The sequence below is a fragment of the Rhodococcus sp. DT1 genome (genome assembly GCF_049844875.1).
Classification (GTDB): domain Bacteria; phylum Actinomycetota; class Actinomycetes; order Mycobacteriales; family Mycobacteriaceae; genus Rhodococcus.
Map to the genome: position 1 here is coordinate 617,093 of NZ_JBNCLW010000003.1, position 25,134 is coordinate 642,226.

22 protein-coding genes and 1 tRNA gene are annotated in these 25,134 nt (G+C 67.8%); 16 read left to right on the forward strand and 7 right to left on the reverse strand.

Translation table 11 applies throughout. The annotated features are described in order from the left end of the window. Positions 1–2 precede the first annotated feature (2 nt). The 4 genes from ACLQ3J_RS10450 to ACLQ3J_RS10465 are packed head-to-tail and all read left to right on the forward strand — an operon-like array spanning position 3 to position 3,896. Entirely contained in the window at positions 3–1,157 is a 1,155-nt protein-coding gene (locus tag ACLQ3J_RS10450; RefSeq protein WP_169622477.1) for an isobutyryl-CoA dehydrogenase, read from the forward strand. Beyond that, positions 1,154–2,218, forward strand: a complete 1,065-nt coding sequence (locus ACLQ3J_RS10455; protein ID WP_425903122.1) for an enoyl-CoA hydratase/isomerase family protein — start codon at positions 1,154–1,156, stop codon at positions 2,216–2,218. The genes ACLQ3J_RS10450 and ACLQ3J_RS10455 overlap by 4 nt, the downstream gene beginning before the upstream one ends. Then, positions 2,215–3,123, forward strand: a complete 909-nt coding sequence (mmsB, locus tag ACLQ3J_RS10460; RefSeq protein WP_169622479.1) for a 3-hydroxyisobutyrate dehydrogenase — start codon at positions 2,215–2,217, stop codon at positions 3,121–3,123. Before ACLQ3J_RS10455 ends, mmsB begins: the two co-directional genes overlap by 4 nt. Continuing rightward, positions 3,120–3,896 carry an enoyl-CoA hydratase gene (locus ACLQ3J_RS10465; protein WP_296551477.1) on the forward strand — a complete coding sequence of 259 codons (777 nt, stop codon included), beginning with the start codon at positions 3,120–3,122 and terminating at the stop codon, positions 3,894–3,896. The genes mmsB and ACLQ3J_RS10465 overlap by 4 nt, the downstream gene beginning before the upstream one ends. A 78-nt stretch (positions 3,897–3,974) precedes the next feature. Here the strand turns inward: ACLQ3J_RS10465 and ACLQ3J_RS10470 are convergent, their stop codons facing one another. From ACLQ3J_RS10470 to ACLQ3J_RS10485, 4 genes are all read right to left on the reverse strand, one after another. Continuing rightward, a complete protein-coding gene (locus ACLQ3J_RS10470) occupies positions 3,975–4,502 on the reverse strand; it encodes a MarR family winged helix-turn-helix transcriptional regulator (RefSeq protein WP_169622481.1) in 528 nt (175 codons plus the stop codon). Between the two features lie 74 nt (positions 4,503–4,576). Further along, positions 4,577–5,725, reverse strand: coding sequence for a sulfotransferase family protein (locus tag ACLQ3J_RS10475; RefSeq protein WP_296551475.1), 1,149 nt, complete (start codon positions 5,723–5,725; stop codon positions 4,577–4,579). Between the two features lie 12 nt (positions 5,726–5,737). After that, a complete protein-coding gene (locus ACLQ3J_RS10480; protein WP_422424569.1) occupies positions 5,738–6,526 on the reverse strand; it encodes an SDR family oxidoreductase in 789 nt (262 codons plus the stop codon). Then, the gene (locus ACLQ3J_RS10485) at positions 6,523–7,689 is read right to left on the reverse strand and encodes a hypothetical protein (protein WP_422424567.1); all 1,167 of its coding nucleotides are present in this window, start codon (positions 7,687–7,689) and stop codon (positions 6,523–6,525) included. The genes ACLQ3J_RS10480 and ACLQ3J_RS10485 overlap by 4 nt, the downstream gene beginning before the upstream one ends. A gap of 82 nt (positions 7,690–7,771) precedes the next feature. On the opposite strand from ACLQ3J_RS10485, the gene ACLQ3J_RS10490 reads away from it, so the two are divergent. The 5 genes from ACLQ3J_RS10490 (at position 7,772) to ACLQ3J_RS10510 (ending at position 13,801) form a co-directional block, all read left to right on the forward strand. Beyond that, positions 7,772–8,710, forward strand: a complete 939-nt coding sequence (locus ACLQ3J_RS10490; protein WP_425903125.1) for a helix-turn-helix domain-containing protein — start codon at positions 7,772–7,774, stop codon at positions 8,708–8,710. A gap of 127 nt (positions 8,711–8,837) precedes the next feature. Next, the gene (gene cysD / locus ACLQ3J_RS10495) at positions 8,838–9,794 is read left to right on the forward strand and encodes a sulfate adenylyltransferase subunit CysD (protein WP_169622486.1); all 957 of its coding nucleotides are present in this window, start codon (positions 8,838–8,840) and stop codon (positions 9,792–9,794) included. After that, positions 9,794–11,632, forward strand: coding sequence for an adenylyl-sulfate kinase (cysC, locus tag ACLQ3J_RS10500; RefSeq protein ID WP_422424564.1), 1,839 nt, complete (start codon positions 9,794–9,796; stop codon positions 11,630–11,632). The genes cysD and cysC overlap by 1 nt, the downstream gene beginning before the upstream one ends. Next, complete coding sequence (locus ACLQ3J_RS10505) at positions 11,629–12,759, forward strand: 3'(2'),5'-bisphosphate nucleotidase CysQ (RefSeq protein ID WP_425903128.1); 1,131 nt, start codon at positions 11,629–11,631, stop codon at positions 12,757–12,759. The genes cysC and ACLQ3J_RS10505 overlap by 4 nt, the downstream gene beginning before the upstream one ends. Before the next feature lie 52 nt (positions 12,760–12,811). Next, on the forward strand, positions 12,812–13,801 hold the full coding sequence (locus ACLQ3J_RS10510; protein ID WP_425903129.1) for an MBL fold metallo-hydrolase: 990 nt from the start codon (positions 12,812–12,814) through the stop codon (positions 13,799–13,801). A 69-nt stretch (positions 13,802–13,870) separates the two neighbouring features. Here ACLQ3J_RS10510 and ACLQ3J_RS10515 read toward each other — a convergent pair. The 3 genes from ACLQ3J_RS10515 to ACLQ3J_RS10525 all read right to left on the reverse strand — a co-directional run bounded on the left by ACLQ3J_RS10515 (position 13,871) and on the right by ACLQ3J_RS10525 (position 15,628). Next, positions 13,871–13,946, reverse strand: a tRNA-Arg gene (locus tag ACLQ3J_RS10515). Between the two features lie 111 nt (positions 13,947–14,057). Then, the gene (locus ACLQ3J_RS10520) at positions 14,058–14,762 is read right to left on the reverse strand and encodes a DUF305 domain-containing protein (RefSeq protein ID WP_169622490.1); all 705 of its coding nucleotides are present in this window, start codon (positions 14,760–14,762) and stop codon (positions 14,058–14,060) included. A 2-nt stretch (positions 14,763–14,764) separates the two neighbouring features. Continuing rightward, positions 14,765–15,628 (reverse strand): DUF3105 domain-containing protein, encoded by an 864-nt coding sequence (locus ACLQ3J_RS10525; protein WP_169622491.1) that lies wholly within the window; start codon positions 15,626–15,628, stop codon positions 14,765–14,767. A 156-nt stretch (positions 15,629–15,784) separates the two neighbouring features. Between ACLQ3J_RS10525 and argS the strand changes: the two genes are divergently transcribed. The 7 genes from argS to rpmE all read left to right on the forward strand — a co-directional run bounded on the left by argS (position 15,785) and on the right by rpmE (position 25,091). After that, on the forward strand, positions 15,785–17,437 hold the full coding sequence (gene argS, locus ACLQ3J_RS10530) for an arginine--tRNA ligase (RefSeq protein WP_169622492.1): 1,653 nt from the start codon (positions 15,785–15,787) through the stop codon (positions 17,435–17,437). Next, complete coding sequence (lysA, locus tag ACLQ3J_RS10535; protein ID WP_296550064.1) at positions 17,434–18,855, forward strand: diaminopimelate decarboxylase; 1,422 nt, start codon at positions 17,434–17,436, stop codon at positions 18,853–18,855. The genes argS and lysA overlap by 4 nt, the downstream gene beginning before the upstream one ends. Continuing rightward, the gene (locus tag ACLQ3J_RS10540; RefSeq protein WP_425903131.1) at positions 18,852–20,180 is read left to right on the forward strand and encodes a homoserine dehydrogenase; all 1,329 of its coding nucleotides are present in this window, start codon (positions 18,852–18,854) and stop codon (positions 20,178–20,180) included. The genes lysA and ACLQ3J_RS10540 overlap by 4 nt, the downstream gene beginning before the upstream one ends. Then, a complete protein-coding gene (gene thrC / locus ACLQ3J_RS10545) occupies positions 20,177–21,268 on the forward strand; it encodes a threonine synthase (RefSeq protein WP_378528356.1) in 1,092 nt (363 codons plus the stop codon). Before ACLQ3J_RS10540 ends, thrC begins: the two co-directional genes overlap by 4 nt. 37 nt (positions 21,269–21,305) lie before the next feature. Next, entirely contained in the window at positions 21,306–22,235 is a 930-nt protein-coding gene (thrB, locus tag ACLQ3J_RS10550) for a homoserine kinase (protein WP_425903133.1), read from the forward strand. Between the two features lie 343 nt (positions 22,236–22,578). After that, on the forward strand, positions 22,579–24,738 hold the full coding sequence (gene rho / locus ACLQ3J_RS10555) for a transcription termination factor Rho (protein WP_425903135.1): 2,160 nt from the start codon (positions 22,579–22,581) through the stop codon (positions 24,736–24,738). A 119-nt stretch (positions 24,739–24,857) separates the two neighbouring features. Beyond that, positions 24,858–25,091, forward strand: a complete 234-nt coding sequence (gene rpmE / locus ACLQ3J_RS10560) for a 50S ribosomal protein L31 (RefSeq protein WP_169622497.1) — start codon at positions 24,858–24,860, stop codon at positions 25,089–25,091. Positions 25,092–25,134 lie beyond the last annotated feature (43 nt).

The following is a 25,134-nucleotide window of genomic DNA, read 5'->3' on the forward strand; positions in this document are numbered from 1 at the left end:
CGATGTTCACCCTCTCCGACGACGACAAGGCGATTCGCGACACCGCCCGCGACTTCGCCTCCGAGTATCTGGCACCCCACGCGGTGGAATGGGACCAGAACAAGCATTTCCCGGTCGACGTGCTCCGCAAAGCCGCAGCGCTCGGCATGGGCGGAATCTACGTCCGCGAGGACGTGGGCGGGTCGGGGCTTCGCCGCCTCGACTCCGTCCGCATCTTCGAGGAACTCGCCACGGGGTGCCCGTCCATCGCCGCGTACATCTCGATCCACAACATGGTGACGTGGATGATCGACAAGTTCGGCGACGACGACCAGCGCCACCGCTGGGTGCCGAAGCTGACCTCGATGGAACATCTCGGGAGCTACTGCCTCACCGAGCCGGGCGCCGGCTCGGACGCCGCCGCGCTCAGCACCAAAGCGGTGCGCGACGGTGACGACTACGTGCTCACCGGAGTCAAGCAGTTCATCTCCGGCGCAGGAACATCCGACGTGTACGTGGTGATGGCCCGCACCGGCGACACCGGTGCGCGCGGCATCTCGGCGTTCATCGTCCCCAAGGACACGCCGGGCCTGTCGTTCGGTGCCAACGAGAAGAAGATGGGCTGGAACGCGCAACCCACCCGCCAGGTCATCCTGGACGGCGTGCGCGTGCCGGCCGCGAATCTCCTCGGCACGGAGGGCGGCGGATTCCGTATCGCCATGCACGGCCTCAACGGCGGCCGCCTCAACATCGCCGCGTGTTCCGTCGGCGGTGGCCAGGCCGCGCTGGACCGGACGGTCGCCTACCTCGCCGAACGCAAGGCGTTCGGTGACCGGTTGCTCGACTCGCAGGCGCTGCAGTTCCGGCTCGCGGACATGCGTACCGAACTCGAAGCGGCACGAACCCTGCTGTGGCGGGCCGCCGACGCCCTCGACACCGGTGCCCCGGATGTCGTGGAACTGTGCGCCATGGCCAAGCGCTTCGCCACCGACGCCGGGTTCGAGGTCGCGAACGATGCGCTGCAACTCCACGGTGGATACGGTTACCTGGCCGAGTACGGGATCGAGAAGATCGTGCGCGATCTGCGCGTGCATCAGATCCTCGAAGGAACAAACGAGATCATGCGGGTGGTCGTCGCGCGCAGCGTGGTGGCCGCGGCGCAGAACGGAGCGCAATGACCGGGCACGAACCCGAGGTCCTCGTCGAGGCGAAGAACGGACTGGGACGCATCACCCTCAACCGACCCAAGGCGATCAACGCGCTCAACCACGACATGGTGCATGTGATGGCGGAGACGCTCTCGGCGTGGGAATCCGACGACTCGGTCCGCGCCGTTGTCCTTCGTGGCGCGGGGGAGCGAGGACTGTGCGCCGGCGGCGACATCGTGTCGATCTATCACGACGCACGTGACGGCGGCACCGGCTCCCAGGAGTTCTGGCGCGACGAGTACATCCTCAACGCCGCCATCGGCCGTTACGCCAAGCCGTACGTGGCGATCATGGACGGCATCGTGATGGGTGGCGGCGTCGGGGTGTCCGCACACGGCAACGTCCGGATCGTCACCGAACGCTCGACGATCGCGATGCCGGAGACCGGTATCGGGTTCATTCCCGACGTGGGAGGGACCTACCTGCTCTCTCGGACACCCGGCGAGATCGGCACCCACATCGCGCTGACGACGGGCCGGATGAAGGCAGGCGACGCCATCGCGCTCGGCTTCGCGGACCACTACGTGCCATCCGACGCCCTCGACAAGTTCGTCGCAGCACTCGAGACGGGTTCGGTCGACGACGCGCTCGCCGAATACTCCCAGCCGGCACCGGATTCGGCGCTGCTCGCGCAACGCGACTGGATCGACGCCGCATATTCCGCGGACACCGTCGAGGAGATCGTCGAACGCCTGCGCAGCAGTGATGTTCCCGAGGCTCGCACCGCCGCCGAGCAGATCCTCGGAAAATCCCCGGTTGCTCTGAAGGTCACGCTGCGTTCGCTTCGTCACGCACGGCAGCTCGGCAGCCTCGAAGAGGTACTGAACGAGGAATTCCGGGTGTCGTCCGCGTCCCTGACGTCGCACGACCTCGTCGAAGGCATCCGTGCCCAGGTGGTCGACAAGGACCGCACTCCGCACTGGTCGCCCGCGACCCTCGCCGACGTCACCGCTTCCGACGTCGACGCATACTTCCAGCCGCTCGGCGACCTCGAACTCGGGCTCGCCGCTCCGAAGGAGAACGACCGATGAGTGAACTCCCCAACGTCGCCTTCCTCGGTCTCGGCCACATGGGTGGGCCGATGGCCGCGAACCTCGCGAAGGCGGGGTACTCGGTGACCGGGTACGACCCGGTGCCCGCCGCGCAGGAGGAAGCAGCGAAGAACGGCATCACCGTCGTCGGGTCCGCACTCGAAGCTGTCCCCGCCGCCGATGTCGTGATCACCATGCTGCCCAACGGCACGCTCGTCCTCGATCTGTACGACGAAATCCTCGGAGCCGCAAAGCCCGACACGCTCTTCGTCGACAGCTCCACGATCGACGTGGCCGATGCACGCGACGCCGCCGGTCGTGCACAGGCCGCCGGTCATCGTGCGATCGACGCCCCGGTGTCGGGCGGTGTGGCCGGTGCCGCCGCGGGCACGCTGGCCTTCATGGTCGGAGGAACCGAGGAGGACTTCGCAGCCGCGCAGCCGCTCCTCGACGTGATGGGCCGCAAGGTGGTGCACTGCGGCGGTTCGGGCAACGGCCAGGCTGCAAAGATCTGCAACAACATGATTCTCGGCGTCTCGATGATCGCGATCAGTGAGGCGTTCGTGCTCGGCGAGAAACTGGGACTCGAGAATCAGGCGCTGTTCGACGTGGCGTCCAACGCCTCGGGCCAGTGCTGGGCACTGACGAGCAACTGTCCGGTTCCCGGCCCGGTGCCTACGACCCCGGCCAACAACGACTACCAGCCGGGCTTCGCCGCTGCCCTGATGGACAAGGATCTCGGTCTGGCGTCGAACGCGGTGCGCTCCAACGGGGTCGAGGCCGAACTCGGCCTCCGTGCTGCCGAGCTCTATCATCGGTTCAACACCGGTGGTGGTGGCGGGCTCGATTTCTCCGCCATCATCAACGACATTCGTGACCGCTCGAACGCAGAGGACAGCAAGTGACCGATTTCGAGACCATCCTGCTCGAGCGCAAAGGCCGCGTCGGCGTCATCACGCTCAACCGGCCCAAGGCGCTCAACGCACTCAACAGCCAGTTGATGCGCGAAGTGGTCGCGGCGGTCGAAGAACTCGACGCCGACCGTGAGATCGGGGCGATTCTGCTCACCGGGTCGGAGCGGGCGTTCGCGGCCGGCGCCGACATCAAGGAGATGGCGCCCAAGACCTTCTCCGAGGTGTACGCCGAGGACTTCTTCTCGGAGTGGGACCGGCTGTCGTCCGCTCGCACCCCGATCATCGCGGCCGTGTCGGGTTACGCACTCGGCGGCGGTTGCGAGCTGGCGATGTTGTGCGACTTCATCATTGCCTCCGACACCGCCAAGTTCGGCCAGCCCGAGATCAAGCTCGGTGTCATTCCCGGCATCGGCGGCTCGCAGCGTCTGACGCGCGCGGTGGGCAAGGCCAAGGCGATGGACATGTGCCTGACCGGACGCAACATGGACGCGGAGGAAGCCGAGCGCGCCGGGCTCGTCTCGCGGGTCGTCCCTGCCGACGAACTGCTCGACGTCGCTCTCGACGCTGCCACGACCATCGCGTCGATGTCGCTGCCGGCCGTGATCATGGCGAAGGAGGCGGTGAACCGGTCGTTCGAGACGACCCTCGCCGAAGGCGTGAGATTCGAACGGCGCGTGTTCCATTCGACCTTCGCCACCGCCGACCAGAAGGAAGGCATGGCGGCTTTCGTGGAAAAGCGCACGCCCGATTTCAAGCACGCCTAGTTCGCAGCGAGAACGACGACGCCGCCCCTTCCCCGAGGAAGAGGCGGCGTCTTCTCGTGTAGCACGGCCGTCCGGTGCTCACCACTTCGAGGGCGTGCCCCCGGTGTCGAAATCTCCTGCGTCGTGACGCATCGTCGCGAGGATGCTCAGCAGCGTGTCGATCTGTTCGGACGGGATCCCGGGACGCGCGAACACTTCCGTGTTGAGTTTTTCGGTGGCCTCTATCGCGAGCGCGCGACCGTGGTCGGTGAGTTCGATGAGCGTTGCGCGCCGGTCGCTCGGGTGCGGGGTGCGTCGCACGAGACTCGCGGCCTCGAGTCGGTCGACCGCGTTGGTCACGCTCGTCGGGTGCACCTGCAGACGCGCACTGGCCTTCGCCATGGGGAGAGCCCCGGCCTTCGTGAAATGCAGCAGCGTCAGCAGTTCGTACCGGGCGAAGGTCAGACCGAACGGTTTGAGGACCTCTTCGACACGGGCCATCATGATCTGCTGCGCACGCATCACCGAGGTCACCGCGGCCATGCCGTCCGCGACTTCGCCCCAGCCGTGGGCCACCCACTGACGGTGGGCTTCGGCGATGGGGTCGAGGGGGAGCGGTGCGGGCATGTGTCCATCATCCCATGCGGGAACGCGCAGGTAGATCGGGCACACCGGGGGCCGGTCGGCTTTGTGCAACAGGCTCAGCGGTACGCATACGAGGGGAATCGCTCGTCGACGTCCTGCACCGACAACCCGAACTCCTCGAGTGTGTACTGATGGGCGGGTTTCCGGGCCCCGTTGCGACTCTCGTCGTGCAGCGATGCCATCGCGCGTTCGGCGCCGGCGGTGAACGGGATGCCGAACCGGTCGTACAGGGCGCCCACGCTGCCCAACGGGTCCGCCACGAAATCCCGGTAGTCGACATCGACGAATCGGGCGGGATCGTGACGGGCGCGTGCCCGGGTGAAGTCGTCGAAACCGCGTGCCCACAGGTCGAGCTGACTGCGGCCGATCGTCTCACCGGTGAAGGCCTCGGACCATCCCTCGGTGGCGTGCGCCGCGAGGCTGCACACGGACGGAATCACCGTCCGGGGGTCGCGGTGTGTCACCACGATCAGTGCGTCCGGGTAGACGGTGAGGAGTTCGTCGAGCGCGAACAGGTGACTCGGATTCTTGAGGACCCAGCGCTTGTCCGCGTCGGGAAGCCCGATGAGCTGGAGGTTCTTGCGGTGCCGGGCGTAGGCGCCGGTCCAGTCCTGCCCGGCGAGCCAGCGCGAGTACGTCGGCAGATTCGCGAGGCATTCGTACGAGATCGACCGGAACGACTGACGGAGCAGCTGCCAGCATTCCTCCACCTCCCCGGCCGACATGTAGTGCACACCCATGAACTCGGGATGCTCCACGTGGTGCTGGGCGAAGCCGGCCTCGATCCCCGCGAATACCGGGTTCTGTTCCCAGGTCTCACGAGGCGGCCGGGGCTGGGGCATCTCGGTGAGCCACATCTCGAGGCCCTGATGCGCCGGGTCGGCCGCCAGGAGGCGGTGCAATGCGGTGGTGCCGGTGCGAGGCAGACCGGTGACGAAGATGGGTCGGGTGACCGGAACGTCCCGGTGCTCGGGATGCTGCGCCCAGGCGGCTTCCGAGAGCAGACGCGCGACCAGCGCACCACGAAGGAACACCCGCGACATCTTGCTGCCGAGCGGGGTGAGTGTTTCGTCCCGCGCGTACGACTCGAGCAGTATCTCGAGTGCCTCGAGGTACTCGTCCTCGCCGAAATCCGTCAGGCCCGTCATGCGCGTCGCCGAGGCATGCAGGTCCTCGGTGGTGCCCACGGTGGTGCGTTCGCTCATCTCGTATCCCGTTCAGTGGTGGTATTCGCCGCAGTTGACGTCGATGCACTGCCCGGTGATCGCCGACGCCATCGGTGACGCCAGGAAGATCACCGTGTCCGCGATCTCCTCGGTGGTCGGCAGGCGCCGCAGGTCGGAGGCCGCGGCGGTGTGCTCGTAGATCTGCTCGACGGTGGTGCCGTACTTCCCGGCCTGGTGCTCGAAGTACCCTCGAAGGGTTGGTCCCCAAATGTATCCCGGGGCAACAGAGTTGACCCGTACGCCGTGCGGACCGAGTTCGGTGGCGAGGGACTGCGACATCGCCAGCAGCGCCGACTTCGCGAGTTTGTAACTGCCGTAACGCTCTTGGGAATGACGCAGGACCATCGAGTTGATGTTGACGACCGAACCGTCCGATTCGGTGAGCGCGGGCGTGAACGAGCGGGTCAGCCGCAGCGCAGCGAGCACCGTCAGCTCCACGCTGTCACGGATCTGCTGGAAATCGGTGTTCGCCAACGGCTTCATCGACGGAACGGAGAATGCGTTGTTGACGAGAGTATCGACGCGACCGAACTCGCCCTCCGCCGCGTCGACCAGTTCCGAGACGGAATCGTCGTCGGTGATGTCGGTCGGTACCGGCAGCGCGCGACGTCCCAGCGCCTCGACTTCCGCAGCCACCTTCTCGAGCCGTTCACGGGTGCGGGCGGCAAGGACGACGTCGGCACCGTGCGACGCACATCGCAGGGCGAGGGTGGCGCCCAGGCCGGGCCCCACACCGGAGATGACGACGACGCGATCCTCCAACAAGCCGGCGGCGCTCATCCGAGCATCCGATCGGCGACGGCAGCCTGGCGTGCCCCGATGCGCGCGGCCCAGTCCTCGGGGGTGATGCGGTTCGACTCGTGGAACGGCAGCGCGCCGGGGAGTTCGTCGAACGGGACGACCTGTGCCACCGGTCCGTCCGCAGAAGAAAGCTCGCGATCGAGCCGTTGCCAGCGGAACTGCAGGATGCCGCGGCTGCGCCCGAGGGTTTCCACCCAGTTGGTGAGGCCGGGATTGCGGGCCGACACCACGATCCGGACCATCCCGTCCGGATCGACCTGTGCCTGAGTGTTGTTCAGCGATGTCTGGTGATGGGTGTACTCCAGCGAGATGTACCAGAGGCTTCCGATCTGGAAGCCCAGATACGGTGCGTCGGTCGCGGGCAGGGTGAGTACCATTGCTTCGTCGTCGGCCAGGTCGAAATGACCCACCGACGAGTACTGGGTGTCGAGCCCGCCCGGTGTCCGCCGCGGTTCGGTGACGGTGTTGACCGGAAGCTTCAGGTAGAACCACTCGGGGAACTGCAGCCACGTCTTCACTCGCGAGACGAGGGCGCGACCGGCACGCTCGTACCGTGTCACCGCGTCCTGGCGGGTGAGCTCGGGAGGTGCCGTGCCGAGGGTGTCGAGGCGGTCGATGCGCAGGGTGCCGCGTCGCTGCGTCCAGTCGCTGTAGACCTCCCGGACAACGAGCTGGGACGATCCCGGCGCGAGCGTGAAGTAGTTGCGGTCGGGATCGCGTGGCCCGGGCCCGAACCGGACTTCGAAACTGCCGTCGTCCTCGATGCGCAGGGCGCGGTCGTCGAAGGCGGTGACGTTGCCGGGTACCGCGGCGTCGGTGTAGTTGCCGGCAAGAACCTGGAAACTGAGGTCGCACGTGGTGCCGCGACGTCCGGTGACGACGTATTCGGCGTTGTCGCGCACCACCGCACCCCAGTACAGCGTGTCCGGGTTGTCGAGGCCCATCTTCGCGTACGGGCCGGTGCCGGTGACGAACACGGGATGGGTGCTGCTGTACGCCCACGTGGCGTGGACACACGCGGCGATCCCTCCGGCCAGGTAGCCGTAGCCCTCGGTGAGGTCGGCCTCGGTACGGATGTGCGGGGCGGTGGCGACGATTTTTTCGGCCTCGGCTATCGCCGCGGTGAGTGGATCGGTGAGCACGTCGATCTCCTGTGGTCCATATATGTACCGCTGCGGTAGTCTCCGGTGCGCCGACGATAGAACGTGTTCCAGGGAGGGGTCAATGGTTCGTCGCAGTGACAGCGGCGAAGCGGGGATCGGAGTGCCCCTGCCGGGTGCCGGTCGACGCTCGCCGCCCACCGAGCGTGTCGTGCAGGTCCTCGACCATCTCGTCGCCCGGCCGGGTCTCAGGTTCGGACTGTCGGAGCTGGCGCGCGAACTCGGGCTGAGCAAACCCACCTGCCTGGGCATCCTCACCGCACTCACCGACGCGGGCTACCTCATCCGTGACCCGGCCGACAAGTCCTACGGCCTCGGCCCGGCGCTGATCGTCGCGGGCCGCGCCGCGCAGCGCGGGTTCGCGTCGGGACCGGTCGCACACCGCCACTTGGCTGCCCTGAGCTCGGAGTTCGGTGTGATGTGTACTGCGTCGGCGGTGGTCGGCGACCGGATCGCGATCCTCGACGTGGTCGGGGGAGCCGGCGCCGCCGCGGCCGCCCGCGTGGGGGAGGTCTACCCCTTCGCGCCGCCGGTCGGGCTCATGTACGTGCTGTGGGATACCGACGAACGTATCGAGCGGTGGCTGCGTCGCGAACCGACCCTGCCGGTGTCCGTCGATCGCGCACACCTGCGGCGCGTGATCGAGGAGTGCCGCCGCACCGGCTATCTCGTCGAGTCGCTCACCCGCGGCGGCCGGCGCCTCTACGCGCTGATGGCCGGCGTGGTGTCACACGACCTGGCCCCCGATCTGCGGGAGATGCTCGCAGAACTGGTGTCGAGTCCGGGCGAACGAGTGCTGCTGCCCGCCGATCTGGACACGGACCGCACACATCCCGTCAACCTGATCGCCGCGCCCGCCTTCGACCCGGACGGTCATCAGTCGCTCGTGCTGGCACTTCATCTCGAACGGGAGGTCGACCGCGCGGAGGTCGAGCGATGCGGATCGGCATTGCTGAGAGCCGCCGAGGCCGTCACGGTGGACCTCGGGGGCCGGCGTCCGTAGCGAGATCGGGCGTCGACAGCGAGATCGGGGCGTTGACCCGGAATTGAAACTCGTTCTATTCTGTGGCAGTCCTTTTCGACCGACTCGGTACAAATATGGACCGAGAACTCCGGGCTGGGAGCGCACGATGACGACGGTGCCGCCACGACGACCATCCCGGGACGGTGCACGTCGGGATCCCTCCTACGAGCTCAGCCTGCTCGGCGCGCTCGAAGCCGAGTCCGTGCACATCTTCCGCGAGGTCGCCGCGACCTTCGCGCGACCCGTGCTGTTGTTCTCCGGCGGCAAGGACTCCGCGGTGATGCTCCACCTCGCGACGAAGGCGTTCTGGCCGGCGCCGCCGCCGTTCCCCGTCCTGCACATCGACACCGGACACAACTTCGACGAGGTGATCGAGTTCCGCGACCGGACGGTCGCGCACCAGGGAGTTCGCCTGGTGACCGCCTCGGTCCAGGATGATCTCGATGCCGGACGGGCCGTGGAGGACGACGGGCCCCGCGCGAGTCGTAACCGGCTGCAGACCGGAACTCTTCTGCGGGCGTTGAGGGACGGAGGATTCGACGCCGTGTTCGGCGGCGCCCGCCGCGACGAGGAGAAGGCGCGCGCCAAAGAACGCGTCTTCAGCCTGCGCGACGAGTTCGGGCAGTGGGACCCGAAGGCCCAGCGCCCCGAACTGTGGCACCTCTACAACGGCCGGCACCGCGTGGGCGAGCATGTCCGGGTCTTCCCGCTGTCGAACTGGACCGAACTCGACATCTGGCGATACATCCGGGACGAGCGCGTCGACCTGCCGTCCCTGTACTACGCCCACCGGCGTCCGGTGGTCGAGCGAGACGGAATGCTGCTCGCGCACACCCGTTTCCTCACCCTGCTGCCCGGCGAAACCCCCCGCGACACCCTGGTGCGATTCCGGACGGTGGGCGATGCGACCTGCACCGGATGCGTCGAATCCGCGGCCACCACGGCCGACGAGGTGGTCACCGAAGTCGCGGCGAGCCGCGTCACCGAGCGAGGCGCGACCCGCGCCGACGACCGCATCTCCGAAGCCGGAATGGAAGACCGGAAGAAAGAGGGTTACTTCTGATGCCGGGTCCGCTGCGCATCGCCACCGCCGGCAGCGTCGACGACGGCAAATCCACGCTGATCGGACGGCTCCTGTTCGACTCGAAGTCGGTGTTCGAAGACCAGCTCGACGCGGTGACCCGCACCAGTCACGACCGCGGTGCCGACCGCGCCGACCTGTCGCTGCTCACCGACGGCCTGCGGGCGGAACGGGAGCAGGGCATCACGATCGACGTGGCCTACCGATACTTCGCCACGGCGAACCGGACGTTCGTCATCGCCGACACTCCGGGCCACGAGCAGTACACCCGGAACATGGTCACCGGCGCGTCCACCGCGGATCTCGCGCTCGTCCTCGTCGACGCCCGCAACGGCATCGTCCGCCAGACGCGCCGCCATGCCTTCCTCGCCGGTCTGCTCGGCGTGCGCCACGTGGTCCTGTGCATCAACAAGATGGACCTGGTGGACTGGTCGCAGCAGCGGTACGACGAACTGTGCGACGAATTCCGGCAGTTCGCGACAAAACTCGACATTCCCGATCTCACGTTCGTTCCCGTCTCCGCGCTGCACGGGGACAACGTCGTGTCCCGGACGGCGAACATGCCGTGGTACGAGGGAACTTCGCTGTTGCACCACCTCGAACAGGTGCACGTCGCGTCCGACACCAATCTCATCGATGCGCGCCTGCCCGTGCAGTACGTGATCCGGCCGGCACACAGCGGCGATCGCCCCGGCTTCCGCGGATACGCCGGGACCGTCGCGGGCGGCGGATTCGCGCCCGGAGACGAAGTCGTGGTGCTTCCCTCCGGCTTCGGCACGCACGTGCGCAACATCTGGGGACCGGGCGGCACCGCGCTCGATCACGCGTATGCGGGCGCCGCGGTGTGCATCGACCTCGAGGACGACCTCGATGTGGGCCGCGGGGACATGCTGTGCAGGCCCAACAACCGGCCACTCGCCGGACACGAGATAGACGCGATGGTGTGCTGGCTCGACGACCGCGCCGCGCTGGACCCGGACGCCCGCTACGTCCTGCTGCACACCACCCGGTCCGTCACCGCGCGGGTGGTGCGTCTGGACTACCGGCTCGACGTCGATACCCTGCACCGCGACGAGACAGCCACTTCCCTGGCTCTCAACGACATCGGGCGGGTGCAACTGCGAACGCAGCAACCCTTGTTGTTCGACCCGTACCGGCGCAACCGGACCACCGGCAGTTTCGTACTCGTCGACGACAGGACCGGCAACACCGTCGCAGCCGGGATGATCACCGGCCCGACTCTCGGTGAGGCCGGGGTGGTGTGGCACTCGGCGGAAGTCGCGCGCGCCGACCGGGGACGATCGGGTGCGACCGTGTGGCTCACCGGGCTGTCCGCGTCGGGCAAGTCCACGGTGGCCGTCGAACTCGAGCGCCGCCTGATCGCGCAGGGCATCCCCGCCTACCGCCTCGACGGTGACAACCTCCGGCACGGACTCAATTCCGATCTCGGGTTCGGCCCGGCCGACCGGGCGGAGAACGTCCGCCGCGTAGGAGCGGTCGCCCAGATGATGGCCGACGCCGGCCTGGTCGCGATCTGTGCGCTCATCAGTCCGTACCGCGCCGACCGCGAACGCATCCGGCAGCAGCACGAGGACGCCGGCATTCCGTTCGTCGAGGTGTTCGTCGATACACCGCTGGCGGAATGCGAAGCCCGCGACCCGAAAGGCATGTACGCGCGCGCCCGGGCGGGGGAGCTGACCGGGTTCACCGGAATCGACGACCCGTACGAACCGCCCCGTGCCCCGGAGCTGGTCCTGCGCCCCGATGACGGCACCGCGACAGCCCAGGCAGCGCTCGTCGTGCAATTGTTGACGGCATGACCGACGACGCCCACCACGAAGACGCCCGGCTCGCTGCCGAGATTGCCTCAGGCGCAGGAGAATTGTTGTTGACCGTGCGAGCGATCGAGGGCGATGCCCTCGGTGGTCGTGAGCTGGGCCGTCGCGGCGACCACGCCGCCGACACCTACATCCTCGAGCGGCTCGCCGCGGCGCGTCCGGGGGATGCGGTGCTCTCCGAGGAATCCGCCGACGATCCGTCCCGGGTGGACGCGGACCGCGTCTGGATCGTCGACCCCCTGGACGGCTCGAAGGAATACGGTATGCCCGGCCACAGCGACTGGGCGGTGCACGTCGCACTGTGGGAAGCCGGTAAGGGGCTCACCGCGGGAGCGGTCGCGCAACCGGCCATCGGCGTCGTACACAGCACCGACGATGCGGCGCCGGCACCGCGACCGATGCGCCGGCGCCCCCGCATCGTCATCAGCGGAAGCAGGCCACCCGCGTTCGTGTTCGACCTCGCACGCGACCTCGGTGCGGACCTGATCCGGATGGGATCGGCCGGCGCGAAGGCGATGGCGGTGGTCCGTGGAGAGGCCGACGCCTATATCCACGCGGGCGGCCAGTGGGAATGGGACTCGGCGGCACCGGTCGCGGTCGCGCAGGCCGCGGGCCTGCACTGTGCCCGGATCGACGGGAGCGCACTGGAATACAACCGCCCGCACCCGTACCTGCCCGACCTGGTGATCTGTCGCGCCGACTGGGCGCCGGCGGTGATGGCTGCGCTCGCCGAGCACGCCACCGCGCCCGGCGAGAGCCCGCGGGTGGCGATGGCCCGTGCGTACATCCGATCCCTCATCCGGCACGACGCCACCGACGTGCGTCTCGCGGCAGATGCGTGGCGGGTGGAGAACGGGCAGCGCACCGGCGACAGCGGCGCGGAGATCCGTCACCGACTCGAACACGGCGCCGAGTACCTGCCCATTCGGAGGGTGCGCGACCTGCGGTTCCACGAGTGGCACCACAGCGTCGTCGCACGCTTCGTGCTCGATGTCGCAGCGGGTCCGACGTCCGAGACGTCCGTGTCGGTCACCGAGCACTTCGAGATTCCGGCGGGGGAGATCCGCTCGATCGTGGCGATCATCGAACCCCTTCCTCAAAATAGTTGAACCTTTTGTGTAGCTTCGATCGGAAGTCACACTTCTTTGGGAGGAATCACGGATGACCGAAGCGCGCGATATCGGAGACGGCATACATGTCGTACCGGTCCCGGTGGCAGACCTGCCCGTCGGAGACACCCAGGTCTACGTGATGGAATCGCCTGGCGGAGTGGTCCTCGTGGACGTCGGATGGGACGACGACAGGTCCTGGGCGGCCCTGCAGGCCGGGCTGGCGGTCGCCGGGTTGTCGGTGACCGACGTCGAAGGCGTGGTGGTCACCCACTTCCACCCCGATCACGTGGGCCTCACCGGCAGAATCCGTGAGGCGTCGGGGTGTTGGGTCGCCATGAACGAGGCCGATTTCGCGCACCTCGAGGCGATGACCTCCGGAGCCGACCGGAGCGCGGAGGAGGAGGAATTGCTGCGCCGCGCCGGGGCGCCCGAACCCGAGATCGAACGGCACAGGGAAACGGCGGTCTACCCGCCCGGCCGTCCGGACATCCTTCCCGACCGCAAACTCGCGGCGGACGAGGTGATCCCCCTGGCGGGCCGCTCGTTGCGCACCGTCCTGACTCCGGGGCACACGGCCGGCCACGCGTGTTTCCTTCTCGAGGACCACGGAGTGCTGTTCAGCGGAGACCATGTGCTGGCCACCACCACCCCGCACGTCGGTGAATTCGACTTCCCGCTCCCGGAGCGCGACGCGCTCGGCGAGTATCTGGACTCGCTGCGGGCCGTGTCGACACTGCCCGTCCGGCGGACCCTGCCCGCGCACCGTCAGGAGATCGACGATCTGCCCCGCCGGGCCGGGGAACTCATCGCGCACCACGACCAGCGCCTCGACGACCTCTACGACGCGTTCGGCGACGAAGAACTCACGCTCTGGGAGGCCACGTCGAGGATGCGCTGGTACCGCCCGTGGGACGAGACGCCCATGCAGGGCAAGAAGATGGCACTCGCGGAAGGGTCCGCACACGTGCGGCAGCTCATCGAGCGAGGCCGGGTCCGCCGACTGCCCGGCACCGAACCGGCCCGGTTCGCGCGCGCCTGACGAACACGCCGCCACCCGGCAGCAGAACGACGACGGCCCCGCTTCGAAAACGAAGCGGGGCCGTCGTGGTGGTGCCCTCGGCAGGATTCGAACCTGCGACTTCTTGCTCCGGAGGCAAGCGCTCTATCCCCTGAGCTACGAGGGCAATCCGGGCCCACCGGCTGACCGGCGGTGCGGAGCTAGCCTAGCGCATTGCGCGCTCAACTCCACATCCGCAGGTCAGCGCGATAATCCGGGCCCGAGGTGTCCACGATGATCAGTTCATCGGCAACGGTTGACCGCCGCGCTCGGTGAGCATGGACGTGATCAACTCGGATTCACCCGTCTGGGTGTCGACCATCTTCTGGGCGATGTTGCGCACCACATCCGTGCTCGCGTACTGAGCTCCGTACTCCATCATGGGCAGGCCGCCCTGGTGGTGGCGCAGCATCAGCTGGAGGAAGAGCACATCGAGTTCGGGGCCGCGTGCCGCGCGCAGTGCGGTGAGCTCCTCGGACGATGCCATGCCCGGCATCCTGCTCGCCCCGCCCGCCGCGTGCGCGGCGTCGTCCGACCCGTGGCTGTGTCCGTCACTCTCGGCCATCCACGTCATGTAGTCGCCGACCGGGAGCAGCGGGCGACCCCACAAGCTGAGCCAGCCCTGCATCTGACCGACCTGATTCTGCTGGGTGGTCAGGATGTCGTACGCGAGGCTGCGCACCCGGTCGTCCTCGGACTGCGTCACCGCGACCGCAGCCATCTCGATCGCCTGGTTGTGGTGCACCGACATGTCCTGCAAGAACCCCGCGTCGACCGAATCCGCTGCCGGTGTCGCAGGTGCCCGGTCCTCGAGCGGGATCCGTGCGAGGAACCCGGCGAGAAATCCCACGGCGACGGCAGCCACGGTCAGAAGCGCCAGAAACAAGCGCCCGTGCCCGCGGTCGGTGCTCTGCTCGGTCCGGTCGGCAGTGACGTCGCTCATGGTCAGCTCCCGGCCGGTACCTGCATGTCGGTGGGGAACTGTCCGGCACCACCGGCAGGGATCTGCTCGGTGCCGTCGACGGTGCCGCCATCCATCGGGACCGCATCCGGGCCGGGCTCGGACGCATCGAACGGCGGCGGGTTCGCGGGATCGAACGACGCGGGAAGCGTCGAGCAGCTGGCGCCGACCTCGGGGTAGGCGTACTGGTTCAAACGAAGCGACGCGATGAACTGGTCGATGCGCTCGTCGTCGGCGCTGTCGACCTTGAGCTGGTGACCCCACGACTGCAACGAGATCGGGGAATCGAGACCGGGGTACGGCGACATCATCGTGTAGGTGCGGCCGTCGACCTTGCCGGCGAGTGCGTCGCGCGCGGCGTCGTCGACCAGATCCGGGTTGTAGGCGATCCACACGGCGCCGTGCTCGAGCGAGTGCACCATGTTCTCGGTCCGGACGGGCTGGTCGTACACGGTGCCGGTGCAGGTTGCCCACACCGAGTCGTGCGGCCCACCGAACGGCGGCGAGTAGTCGTACGCTACCCGCTGCGCGGGATCGACGTGCTGGCCCGCCTCGTAGTCGACCGTGACGACACCGTCGATCGCCGAGGAAGGATCCTGATTGGACTCGGACGGCGACCACGCCGCCATCTCCTGCTGATTCTGGTATTTCGGCACGATGCTCACCGCGATGACCGCGATCAGGAGGACGACGAGAGCGACGCCTCCGATCATCACCCACGGGATCTGGCGTTGGGAAGGCACGCCGCGCGAACCGCGGCTCTGCTTCTTGGCGGCCTGGATGGCCTTCGACGACTTGGCTCCGGTTTTCTTGTTACCGGACCCACCACTGACAGAACCGCTGGGCATCGCTGGTTGCTCTTTCGACGGGCGGACAAAGAAGATGCGAGCCGCCGAAGCGCGCACGCAACGACAACTCTACGGGCGTCGCGGTGACAGCGGCCCCGGCGTCGGCTATGGGGGAGCGTCGGCGGCCCTTCGGACGAGCCAATAGGATGAATACCTGTGACTCCTTCCGACCTTGCCGAATTGCTCCACGGAACCGCCGCGACCGTCCTCGCCGATCGTGGTCTCGACGTGTCCGTCCTCCCCGAGACCCTTACCGTCGAACGCCCGCGCAACCCTGAGCACGGCGACTACGCGACCAATGTCGCCATGCAGGTCGCGAAGAAGGCCGGAGTCAACCCCCGTGAGCTCGCGACGTGGCTCGCCGAGGCGCTCACCGCCGCCGACGGCATCGACTCGGCCGAGGTCGCCGGTCCCGGCTTCCTCAATATCCGCCTCGCTGCCGACGCGCAGGGAGCGATCGTCGCGAAGGTCCTCGACGAGAACGACGCGTACGGCGCCGGGGACGACCTCGCCGGTAAGAAGATCAATCTCGAGTTCGTCTCGGCGAACCCCACCGGACCGATCCACCTCGGTGGCACCCGCTGGGCAGCCGTCGGTGACGCGCTCGGCCGGATCCTCACCGCACAGGGCGCGGAGGTCACGCGGGAGTACTACTTCAACGACCACGGCACCCAGATCGACCGCTTCACGCGGTCTCTGGTCGCATCGGCGCTCGGCGAGCCCGCCCCGGAGGACGGATACGCCGGTGCATACATCGTCGACATCGCCGACGAGGTGCTGAAGCAGCGCCCGGACGTGCTGGATCTGCCCGACGCGGAGCGCGACGAGGTCTTCCGCTCGATCGGGGTCGAGCTGATTTTCGCCCACATCAAGCAGACCCTCCACGAATTCGGTGTCGACTTCGACGTCTACTTCCACGAGAACTCGCTGTTCGAATCCGGAGCGGTCGAGAAGGCGGTCGAGACACTCAAGGCGTCCGGCAACCTGTACTTCTCGGACGGCGCGTGGTGGCTCAAGAGCACCGATTTCGGAGACGACAAGGATCGCGTCGTCATCAAGTCCGACGGCAACGCCGCCTACATCGCCGGCGACATCGCCTACTTCCAGGACAAGCGGTCGCGAGGCTTCGACCTGTGCATCTACATGCTCGGCGCCGACCATCACGGCTACATCGCGAGACTGAAGGCAGCCGCCGCCGCGTTCGGTGACGATCCCGACACCGTCGAGGTCCTCATCGGTCAGATGGTCAACCTGGTGCGCGGCGGCGAGACCGTCAAGATGAGCAAGCGGGCAGGCACCGTGATCAGCCTGGACGACCTCGTCGAGGCGATCGGTGTCGACGCTGCCCGCTACGCGCTCGTGCGTTCCTCGGTCGATCAGAGCATCGACATCGATCTCGAACTGTGGACGAGCACCACCAGCGAGAACCCGGTGTACTACGTGCAGTACGCGCACGCCCGGCTGTCGTCGATCGCACGCAACGCCGCCGACCTCGGGCTCGGCACCGAAGGCGCCGACCTGTCGCTGCTCACCCACGAGCGCGAGGGCGACCTCATCCGCACTATCGGCGAGTACCCCCGCGTCCTCGCCAAGGCCGCCGAACTGCGCGAACCGCACCGCGTGGCCCGCTACCTCGAGGAACTCGCCGGCACCTACCACCGGTTCTACGACGCCTGCCGCATCCTGCCCCAGGGCGACGAAGAACCCGGCGCCCTGCACACCGCGCGCCTGGCACTGTGTGCCGCCGCCCGCCAGGTGCTCGGCAACGGCCTCGGACTGCTCGGCGTCTCCGCTCCGGAGCGGATGTGAACGCGCACCCGGCCGGGCCCCGGCACGCAGAGATTCCCCACGCCCCGACCATCGCGGAACGCCCCCGCGACGCGGGTGAACTCAACAATCTCCATGCGCACGTGTGGCCCCGCAACGCGAGTCGCGGCGACGACGGTGTCCTGCAGATCGCGGGAGTGCCGGTCACCGACCTCGCCGAGAAGTACGGCACGCCGCTGTTCGTCGTCGACGAAGACGACTTCCGGTCGCGGTGCCGCGAGATAGCCGAGGCGTTCGGCCCGACTGCACGGGTGCATTACGCGTCGAAGGCATTCCTGTGCACCGAGATCGCGCGGTGGGTCCACCAGGAGGGGTTGTCGCTCGACGTGGCGTCCGGCGGCGAACTCGCGGTCGCGCTGCACGCCGGCTTCCCCGCCGACAAGATCGCCATGCACGGCAACAACAAGTCCGTGCACGAACTGCGCAGCGCCGTGAGCGCCGGTGTCGGGCACATCGTGCTCGACTCGATGGCCGAGATCGACCGCCTCGACGAGATCGCCGGTGAGCTGGGTGTCGTGCAGGACGTCCTCATCCGGGTCACCGTCGGTGTCGAGGCACACACCCACGAATTCATCTCCACGGCGCACGAAGACCAGAAGTTCGGTCTGTCGCTCGCCGGTGGCGCGGCCATGGCCGCCATCCGCCGCGTGTTCGCCACCGGCAACCTCCGGCTCGTCGGGCTGCACAGCCACATCGGCTCGCAGATCTTCGACGTCGACGGATTCGAACTGGCCGCGCATCGCGTGATCGGACTGCTGCGCGACGCCGTCGCCGAGTTCGGACTCGACCGGACGGCGCAGATGAGCATCGTCGATCTCGGCGGTGGCCTCGGCATCTCGTACATCCCGAGCGACGACCCGCCGCCGGTCGCGGACCTCGCCGCGAAGCTCACCGACATCGTGCGCAACGAGTCGGCCCTCGTCGGCCTGCCCGAACCCACGATCGCCGTGGAACCCGGACGCGCGATCGCCGGACCCGGCACCGTGACCCTGTACGAGGTGGGCACCGTCAAGGACGTCGGAGTGGGGACGGGCCATACCCGCCGCTACATCAGCGTCGACGGCGGCATGAGCGACAACATCCGCACCTCGCTCTACCAGGCCGAGTACGAGTCGCGGCTCGTCTCGCGGGTCAGCGACGCGGAACCGGTCGTCGCCCGCGTCGTGGGCAAGCACTGTGAGAGCGGTGACATCGTGATTCGCGACGCGTGGATGCCGTCCGACGTGGGCGCCGGTGATTTACTGGCGGTAGCGGCGACGGGTGCATACTGCTACTCGATGTCCAGCAGGTACAACCTGCTGCCTCGTCCCGCCGTCGTGGCTGTCAAGGACGGCGTCTCGCGTGTCCTGCTACGTCGGGAAACCGTCGAAGATCTGCTCAGCTTGGAGGTTACGGAGTGACCAACTCAACGGTGACCGATGCACCGGGGCAGCGCCCCGTCGGTGTAGCGGTGCTCGGCCACGGCACGGTAGGAGCCGAGGTCGTGCGGATCATCCGTGATGATGCTTCGGACCTCCGTGAGCGCATCGGCGCCCCGCTCGAACTGCGCGGGATCGCGGTGCGGGATCTCTCCTACGACCGGGGCGTGCCGGCGGAACTTCTCACCACCGACGCCGAGGCGTTGATCACCCGCGACGACGTCGACATCGTCGTCGAACTGATCGGCGGAATCGAACTGCCCCGCACTCTGGTGCGTGCGGCACTCGACGCCGGTAAGTCGGTCGTCACCGCCAACAAGGCGCTGCTCGCCGCGTACACGGGTGAACTCGCCGAAGCCGCCGAGTCGCACAACGTCGATCTCTACTTCGAGGCCGCGGTGGCCGGTGCGATCCCCGTCATCCGTCCTCTGACCCAGTCGCTCGCGGGTGACCGGGTCGACCGCGTCGTCGGCATCGTCAACGGCACCACCAACTTCATCCTCTCCGCGATGGACGACACTGGCGCCGACTACGCCGAGACACTCGCCGAGGCCGGCCGCCTCGGGTACGCCGAAGCGGACCCCACCGCCGACGTCGAGGGCTACGACGCCGCGGCCAAGGCCGCGATTCTCGCGTCGATCGCCTTCCACACGAGGGTGACCGCCAGCGACGTGTACCGCGAAGGTATCTCGGACATCACGGCAGCGGACCTCACTTCGGCCCGTGCCCTGAACTGCACCATCAAACTGCTCGCACTCTGCGAACGGGTCTCCGATCCCGACGGCAAGGACCGCGTCTCGGCGCGGGTGTACCCGGCCCTCGTACCGCGCGAGCATCCCCTGTCGACGGTGAGCGGTGCGTTCAACGCGGTTGTCGTCGAGGCCCAGTCCGCGGGACGGCTCATGTTCTACGGCCAGGGAGCGGGCGGCGCCCCGACCGCGTCCGCAGTGATGGGCGACGTCGTGATGGCGGCCCGGAACCGTGTGCAGGGCGGCCGCGGACCGCGCGAGTCCCGATACGCGAAGCTCGATATCGCCCCGATGAGCGACATCGTGACGCGGTACTACGTGAATCTGCAGGTCGCCGACCGTGCCGGTGTGCTCTCGGCCGTCGCTGCGGAGTTCGCGAACCGCGGCGTCAGCATCTCCGCTGTGCGACAGGAGGGTGCCGCAGAAAGCGCCCGCCTGGTGGTGCTCACGCACCGCGCCACCGATCGGGCGCTGGCGGACACCGTCGCCGCGCTCGACAAGCTCGAATCCGTTATTGCTGTGACCAGCGTCCTGAGACTGGAGGGATCCGCCGAATGAGTGCGGCCGAAAAAAACACTGCTCCCGTGCACACCCCGTGGCCCGGGCTGATCGAGGCGTACCGCAGTCGCCTCCCGATCGGTGACGGCTGGAAGACGGTGACGCTGTGCGAGGGCGGTACGCCGCTGCTCCCGGCCCCCCGGTTGTCGGAGATCACCGGGTGCGACGTCTACATCAAGGTCGAGGGCCTCAACCCCACGGGGTCGTTCAAGGACCGCGGCATGACGATGGCCGTCACCGAAGCACTCGCGACCGGCAAGCAGGCGGTGCTGTGTGCGTCCACCGGCAACACGTCGGCGTCGGCGGCGGCGTACGCGTCGCGCGCCGGGATCGGCTGCGCGGTGCTCGTGCCCCAGGGCAAGATCGCCATGGGTAAGCTCGCACAGGCGGTCATGCACGGCGCGAAGATCGTTCAGGTCGAGGGTAATTTCGACGACTGCCTCGAACTCGCCCGCAAGACCACCGCCGAGTTCCCGACGATCGGGCTCGTCAACTCCGTCAACCCGGTTCGTATCGAGGGCCAGAAGACCGCGGCGTTCGAGATCGTCGACGCACTCGGCGACGCACCCGACGTGCACGTGCTGCCCGTGGGCAACGCCGGCAACATCACCGCGTACTGGAAGGGCTACTCCGAGTACTTCGCGGACGGCCTGAGCTCGCGCAAGCCCCGGATGCTCGGTGTCCAGGCAGCCGGTGCCGCCCCGCTCGTGCTCGGGCACCCGGTGAAGGAGCCCGAGACGATCGCCACAGCCATCCGGATCGGTGCACCCGCGTCGTGGAACGGTGCGGTCACCGCGAAGGACGAGTCCGACGGCGCGTTCCGCGCGGCCACGGACGAGGAGATCCTCGAGGCCTACCACCTGCTCGCGAAGTCCGAGTCGATCTTCGTCGAGCCCGCCTCGGCAGCATCGATCGCCGGCTTGCTCGCGGCCTCCAAGGACGGATGGCTGCCGCGCGGACTGCGGGTGGTGTGCACGGTGACGGGCAACGGCCTCAAGGATCCGGACACCGCGCTGCGCGACGTTCCCGTCGTCGAGCCGATTTCGGTCGATCCCGTCGCAGTGGCGTCGGCGCTCGAGTTGGTCTGAGTTGACCGCCACGCCTTCCTCTGTTGGGAATCAGAACATGACGCAAACGCTGCCCGTAGGGATCTCGGTGACCGCCCGGGTTCCCGCTTCGAGTGCGAACCTGGGGGCCGGCTTCGACTGCCTCGGCCTCGCGCTCGGGCTCTACGACGAGATCACCGTGACCACAACCGGTTCCGGTCTCGACGTGCGCGTCGAAGGGGAAGGCGCCCAAGAGGTCCCGTGGGGCCCGTCGCACCTCGTGGTTCGCGCCGTCGAGCGCGGTCTCGAAGCGGCGGGCATCTGGGCCGACGGCCTCGACGTGGTGTGCCGCAATGTGATTCCTCACTCTCGTGGCCTGGGGTCGTCGGCATCGGCTGCGGTCGGCGGACTCGCCGCCGCCAACGGTCTGGTGCGCAGAGTCGCGCCCGAGCGGGTGCTCGACGACGCTCAGCTCGTCCAGCTCGCCTCCGAGTTCGAGGGGCATCCCGACAATGCGTCGGCGAGTGTGCTCGGTGGTGCGGTCGTCTCGTGGAGTGAGCTGGACAACGGCTGCGAACAGCGGCGGTTCCGCGCGGTGTCGCTGAGCGTGCACCCCGGCATCAAGGCCGTCGCCCTGGTGCCGTCGGTTCGCTCGTCGACCGCGCACACGCGCGGGCTGCTGCCTGCGCTCGTCCCGCACCGCGACGCGGCGTTCAACGTGAGCCGCGCTGCCCTGGCGGTGGTCGCCCTGACCGAGCGGCCGGATCTGCTCATGGCGGCCACCGAGGATCTTCTGCACCAAGCCCAGCGCGCTCCCGCCCTGCCGCTGACCACCAAGTGGGTGACCACGCTGCGCGCTGCCGGGATTCCCGCCATGGTCTCGGGTGCCGGCCCCACTGTGCTCGCGCTGACCACAGAGCCGTTCCCCGACGAATTGCGGGCTGCGGCGGAGGCGGACGATCTCACTGTCCTTCCTCTCGATGTGGCCGAGGGAGTGCAGGTCGACTGACGCGGTTCGTGTCACATCGCACACCGCTGTGCGTGCGCGTCGATTCTTGCCCTGCGTCCAGTTCGTCGCTATCCTGTGGGAAGTCCGCACGTCGTGCGTCCGAAGTCGCCGGATTCTCCAGGACACTCACTCCAGCTCCATGGGGCGTCGATCCCGGGTCTATCCTCACCTGCTCCCGATTCAGGGGGAGGGCCAGGCCGCACCCACCGGATCGGTGTGGTGGCGGACGTGCCGACCGTTCGATTCATGAACTCGTACGGCAATCCCAGCTCAGTGCCAGGAACTGATCTGCGGAACGAACCCTCGGCTCTGTGTAGAGCAACGAGGGAAGGAAAGGATCTCCGTGACAGATACGGACCTGATCGCCACATCCGCTCCCGACACCACCGAGTCTGCCGGAGGTCCGGCCGGAGATTCCGCACAGTCTCCGGTTCGCGCCGGTCGGCGCGGCACGGGCCTGTCGGGCATGGTGCTCGCCGAGTTGCGGACTCTCGCCGCCGAACTCGGTATCAAGGGAACCTCGGGGATGCGCAAGGGCGATCTCATCGCTGCGATCAAGGAGCGGCAGGGCGCAGGCGCCAAGCCCGCCCCCGCTGCAGCACAGCCCGCGACCGAGACTTCCGACGAAGCCTCGGCTCGCCCCGCGCGTGCTCGCCGTGCTCGCGCCGCCGCGCAGGATGATGCTGCCGTGACTCCGGTCGCCGGCACCGAGCCTGCGGGCGACAAGCCTGCCGACACCGGCGCTGTCGCCACCGACACGAAGCCGGAACGCAACGCCGAGACCGGTGCAGATTCCGAAGGCGAATCCGACGGACCCCGACGTGGACGCGGCCGACGCGGCCGTCGCGGCGCGGATCAGACCGACCAGGGTCAGACCGATGCCGGCGCACCGGCGTCCGAAGGCAACGACCGCGACTCTCAGGAGCGCGGCGACGGTCATTCTCGTGACAAGTCGCAGGACCGCTCCGAGGGTGACGGTGGTAACCGGCGCGAACGCAACCAGGGTGACCGCAACCAGGGCGATCGCAACCAGGGTGACCGCAACCAGGGCGATCGCAACCAGGGCGACCGCAACCAGGGCGACCGCAACCAGGGCGACCGCAACCAGGGCGACCGCAACCAGGGTGACCGCAACCGGAACGATCGCCATCAGGACCGTGACCGGAACGACCGTGACCAGGGTGATCGCAGCCAGGGCGACGGCAACAACGGTCCGCGCCAGGACAACCGGGCGGGCGACGACGAGGAAGGCGGCCGGGGCCGTCGTGGACGTCGCTTCCGCGAGCGCCGTCGCGGACGCGAGCGCGGCGAGGGCGGCGGCAGTGCCGATCGTGAGCCCGAGATCCGCGAGGACGACGTGCTCCAGCCCGTCGCGGGCATCCTCGACGTGCTCGACAACTACGCGTTCGTCCGGACCTCCGGTTACCTGGCCGGCCCCAACGACGTCTACGTGTCGATGAACATGGTGCGGAAGAACGGCCTGCGCCGCGGCGACGCCATCACCGGTGCCGTGCGTGTGCCCCGCGAGGGTGAGCAGGCCGGCAGCCAGCGCCAGAAGTTCAATCCGCTCGTGCGTCTGGACACGGTCAACGGTGGGGACGTCGAGGCGGCCAAGCGCCGTCCCGAGTTCAACAAGCTCACGCCGCTGTACCCGAACGAGCGACTGCGCCTCGAAACGCAGCAGAACATCCTGACCACTCGTGTGATCGACCTGGTCATGCCGATCGGCAAGGGACAGCGCGCGCTCATCGTCTCGCCGCCCAAGGCCGGTAAGACGACGGTCCTGCAGGACATCGCCAACGCGATCGCCGTCAACAACCCCGAGTGCTACCTCATGGTGGTGCTGGTCGACGAGCGTCCCGAAGAGGTCACCGACATGCAGCGTTCGGTGAAGGGCGAGGTCATCTCCTCGACCTTCGACCGTCCGCCGTCAGACCACACGTCCGTGGCCGAACTCGCGATCGAGCGCGCCAAGCGCCTCGTCGAGATGGGACGCGACGTCGTCGTGCTGCTCGACTCGATCACTCGCCTCGGCCGCGCGTACAACAACTCGTCGCCGGCGTCGGGACGCATCCTGTCGGGTGGTGTCGACTCGACCGCGCTGTACCCGCCGAAGCGGTTCCTGGGCGCGGCACGCAACATCGAGAACGGCGGATCGCTCACCATCATCGCCACCGCGATGGTGGAGACCGGCTCCACGGGCGACACTGTGATCTTCGAGGAGTTCAAGGGCACGGGTAACGCCGAGCTCAAGCTCGATCGCAAGATCGCCGAGCGTCGCGTGTTCCCGGCGGTGGACGTCAATCCGTCGGGCACTCGTAAGGACGAGCTCCTCATGAGCCCCGACGAGTTCGCGGTCGTGCACAAGCTGCGCCGCGTGCTCTCCGGCCTGGACTCTCATCAGGCGATCGATGTGCTCATCGATCGGCTCAAGAAGTCCAAGACGAACATCGAGTTCCTGATGACGGTCGCGAAGACCGCCCCGGGAGCTCTGGAAGACTGACATCGGGGCCCGGGAATTTTTCCCGGGGCCAGGTGTTTGGCATAATCGAACGGCTCAGTCCGGCTCCGGTTCACGTCTTCGATCCGCGAAGGCGACCCGGCGGCCACGAAAGGGACACCATGAAGGCAGGAATCCACCCCAACTACGTGGCGACAACCGTCGTCTGCGGTTGCGGCAACACGTTCGAAACGCACAGCACCAAGGAGTCGGGACGGATCACCGTCGAAGTCTGCTCCAAGTGCCACCCGTTCTACACCGGCAAGCAGAAGATCCTCGACACCGGCGGCCGCGTCGCCCGCTTCGAGGCTCGCTACGGCAAGCGTCCTTCCAAGAAGGCCGACGCCGACAGCTAGCTGTCACGCCGACGCCCGGTTCTGTCTTCGTCACAGGCCGGGC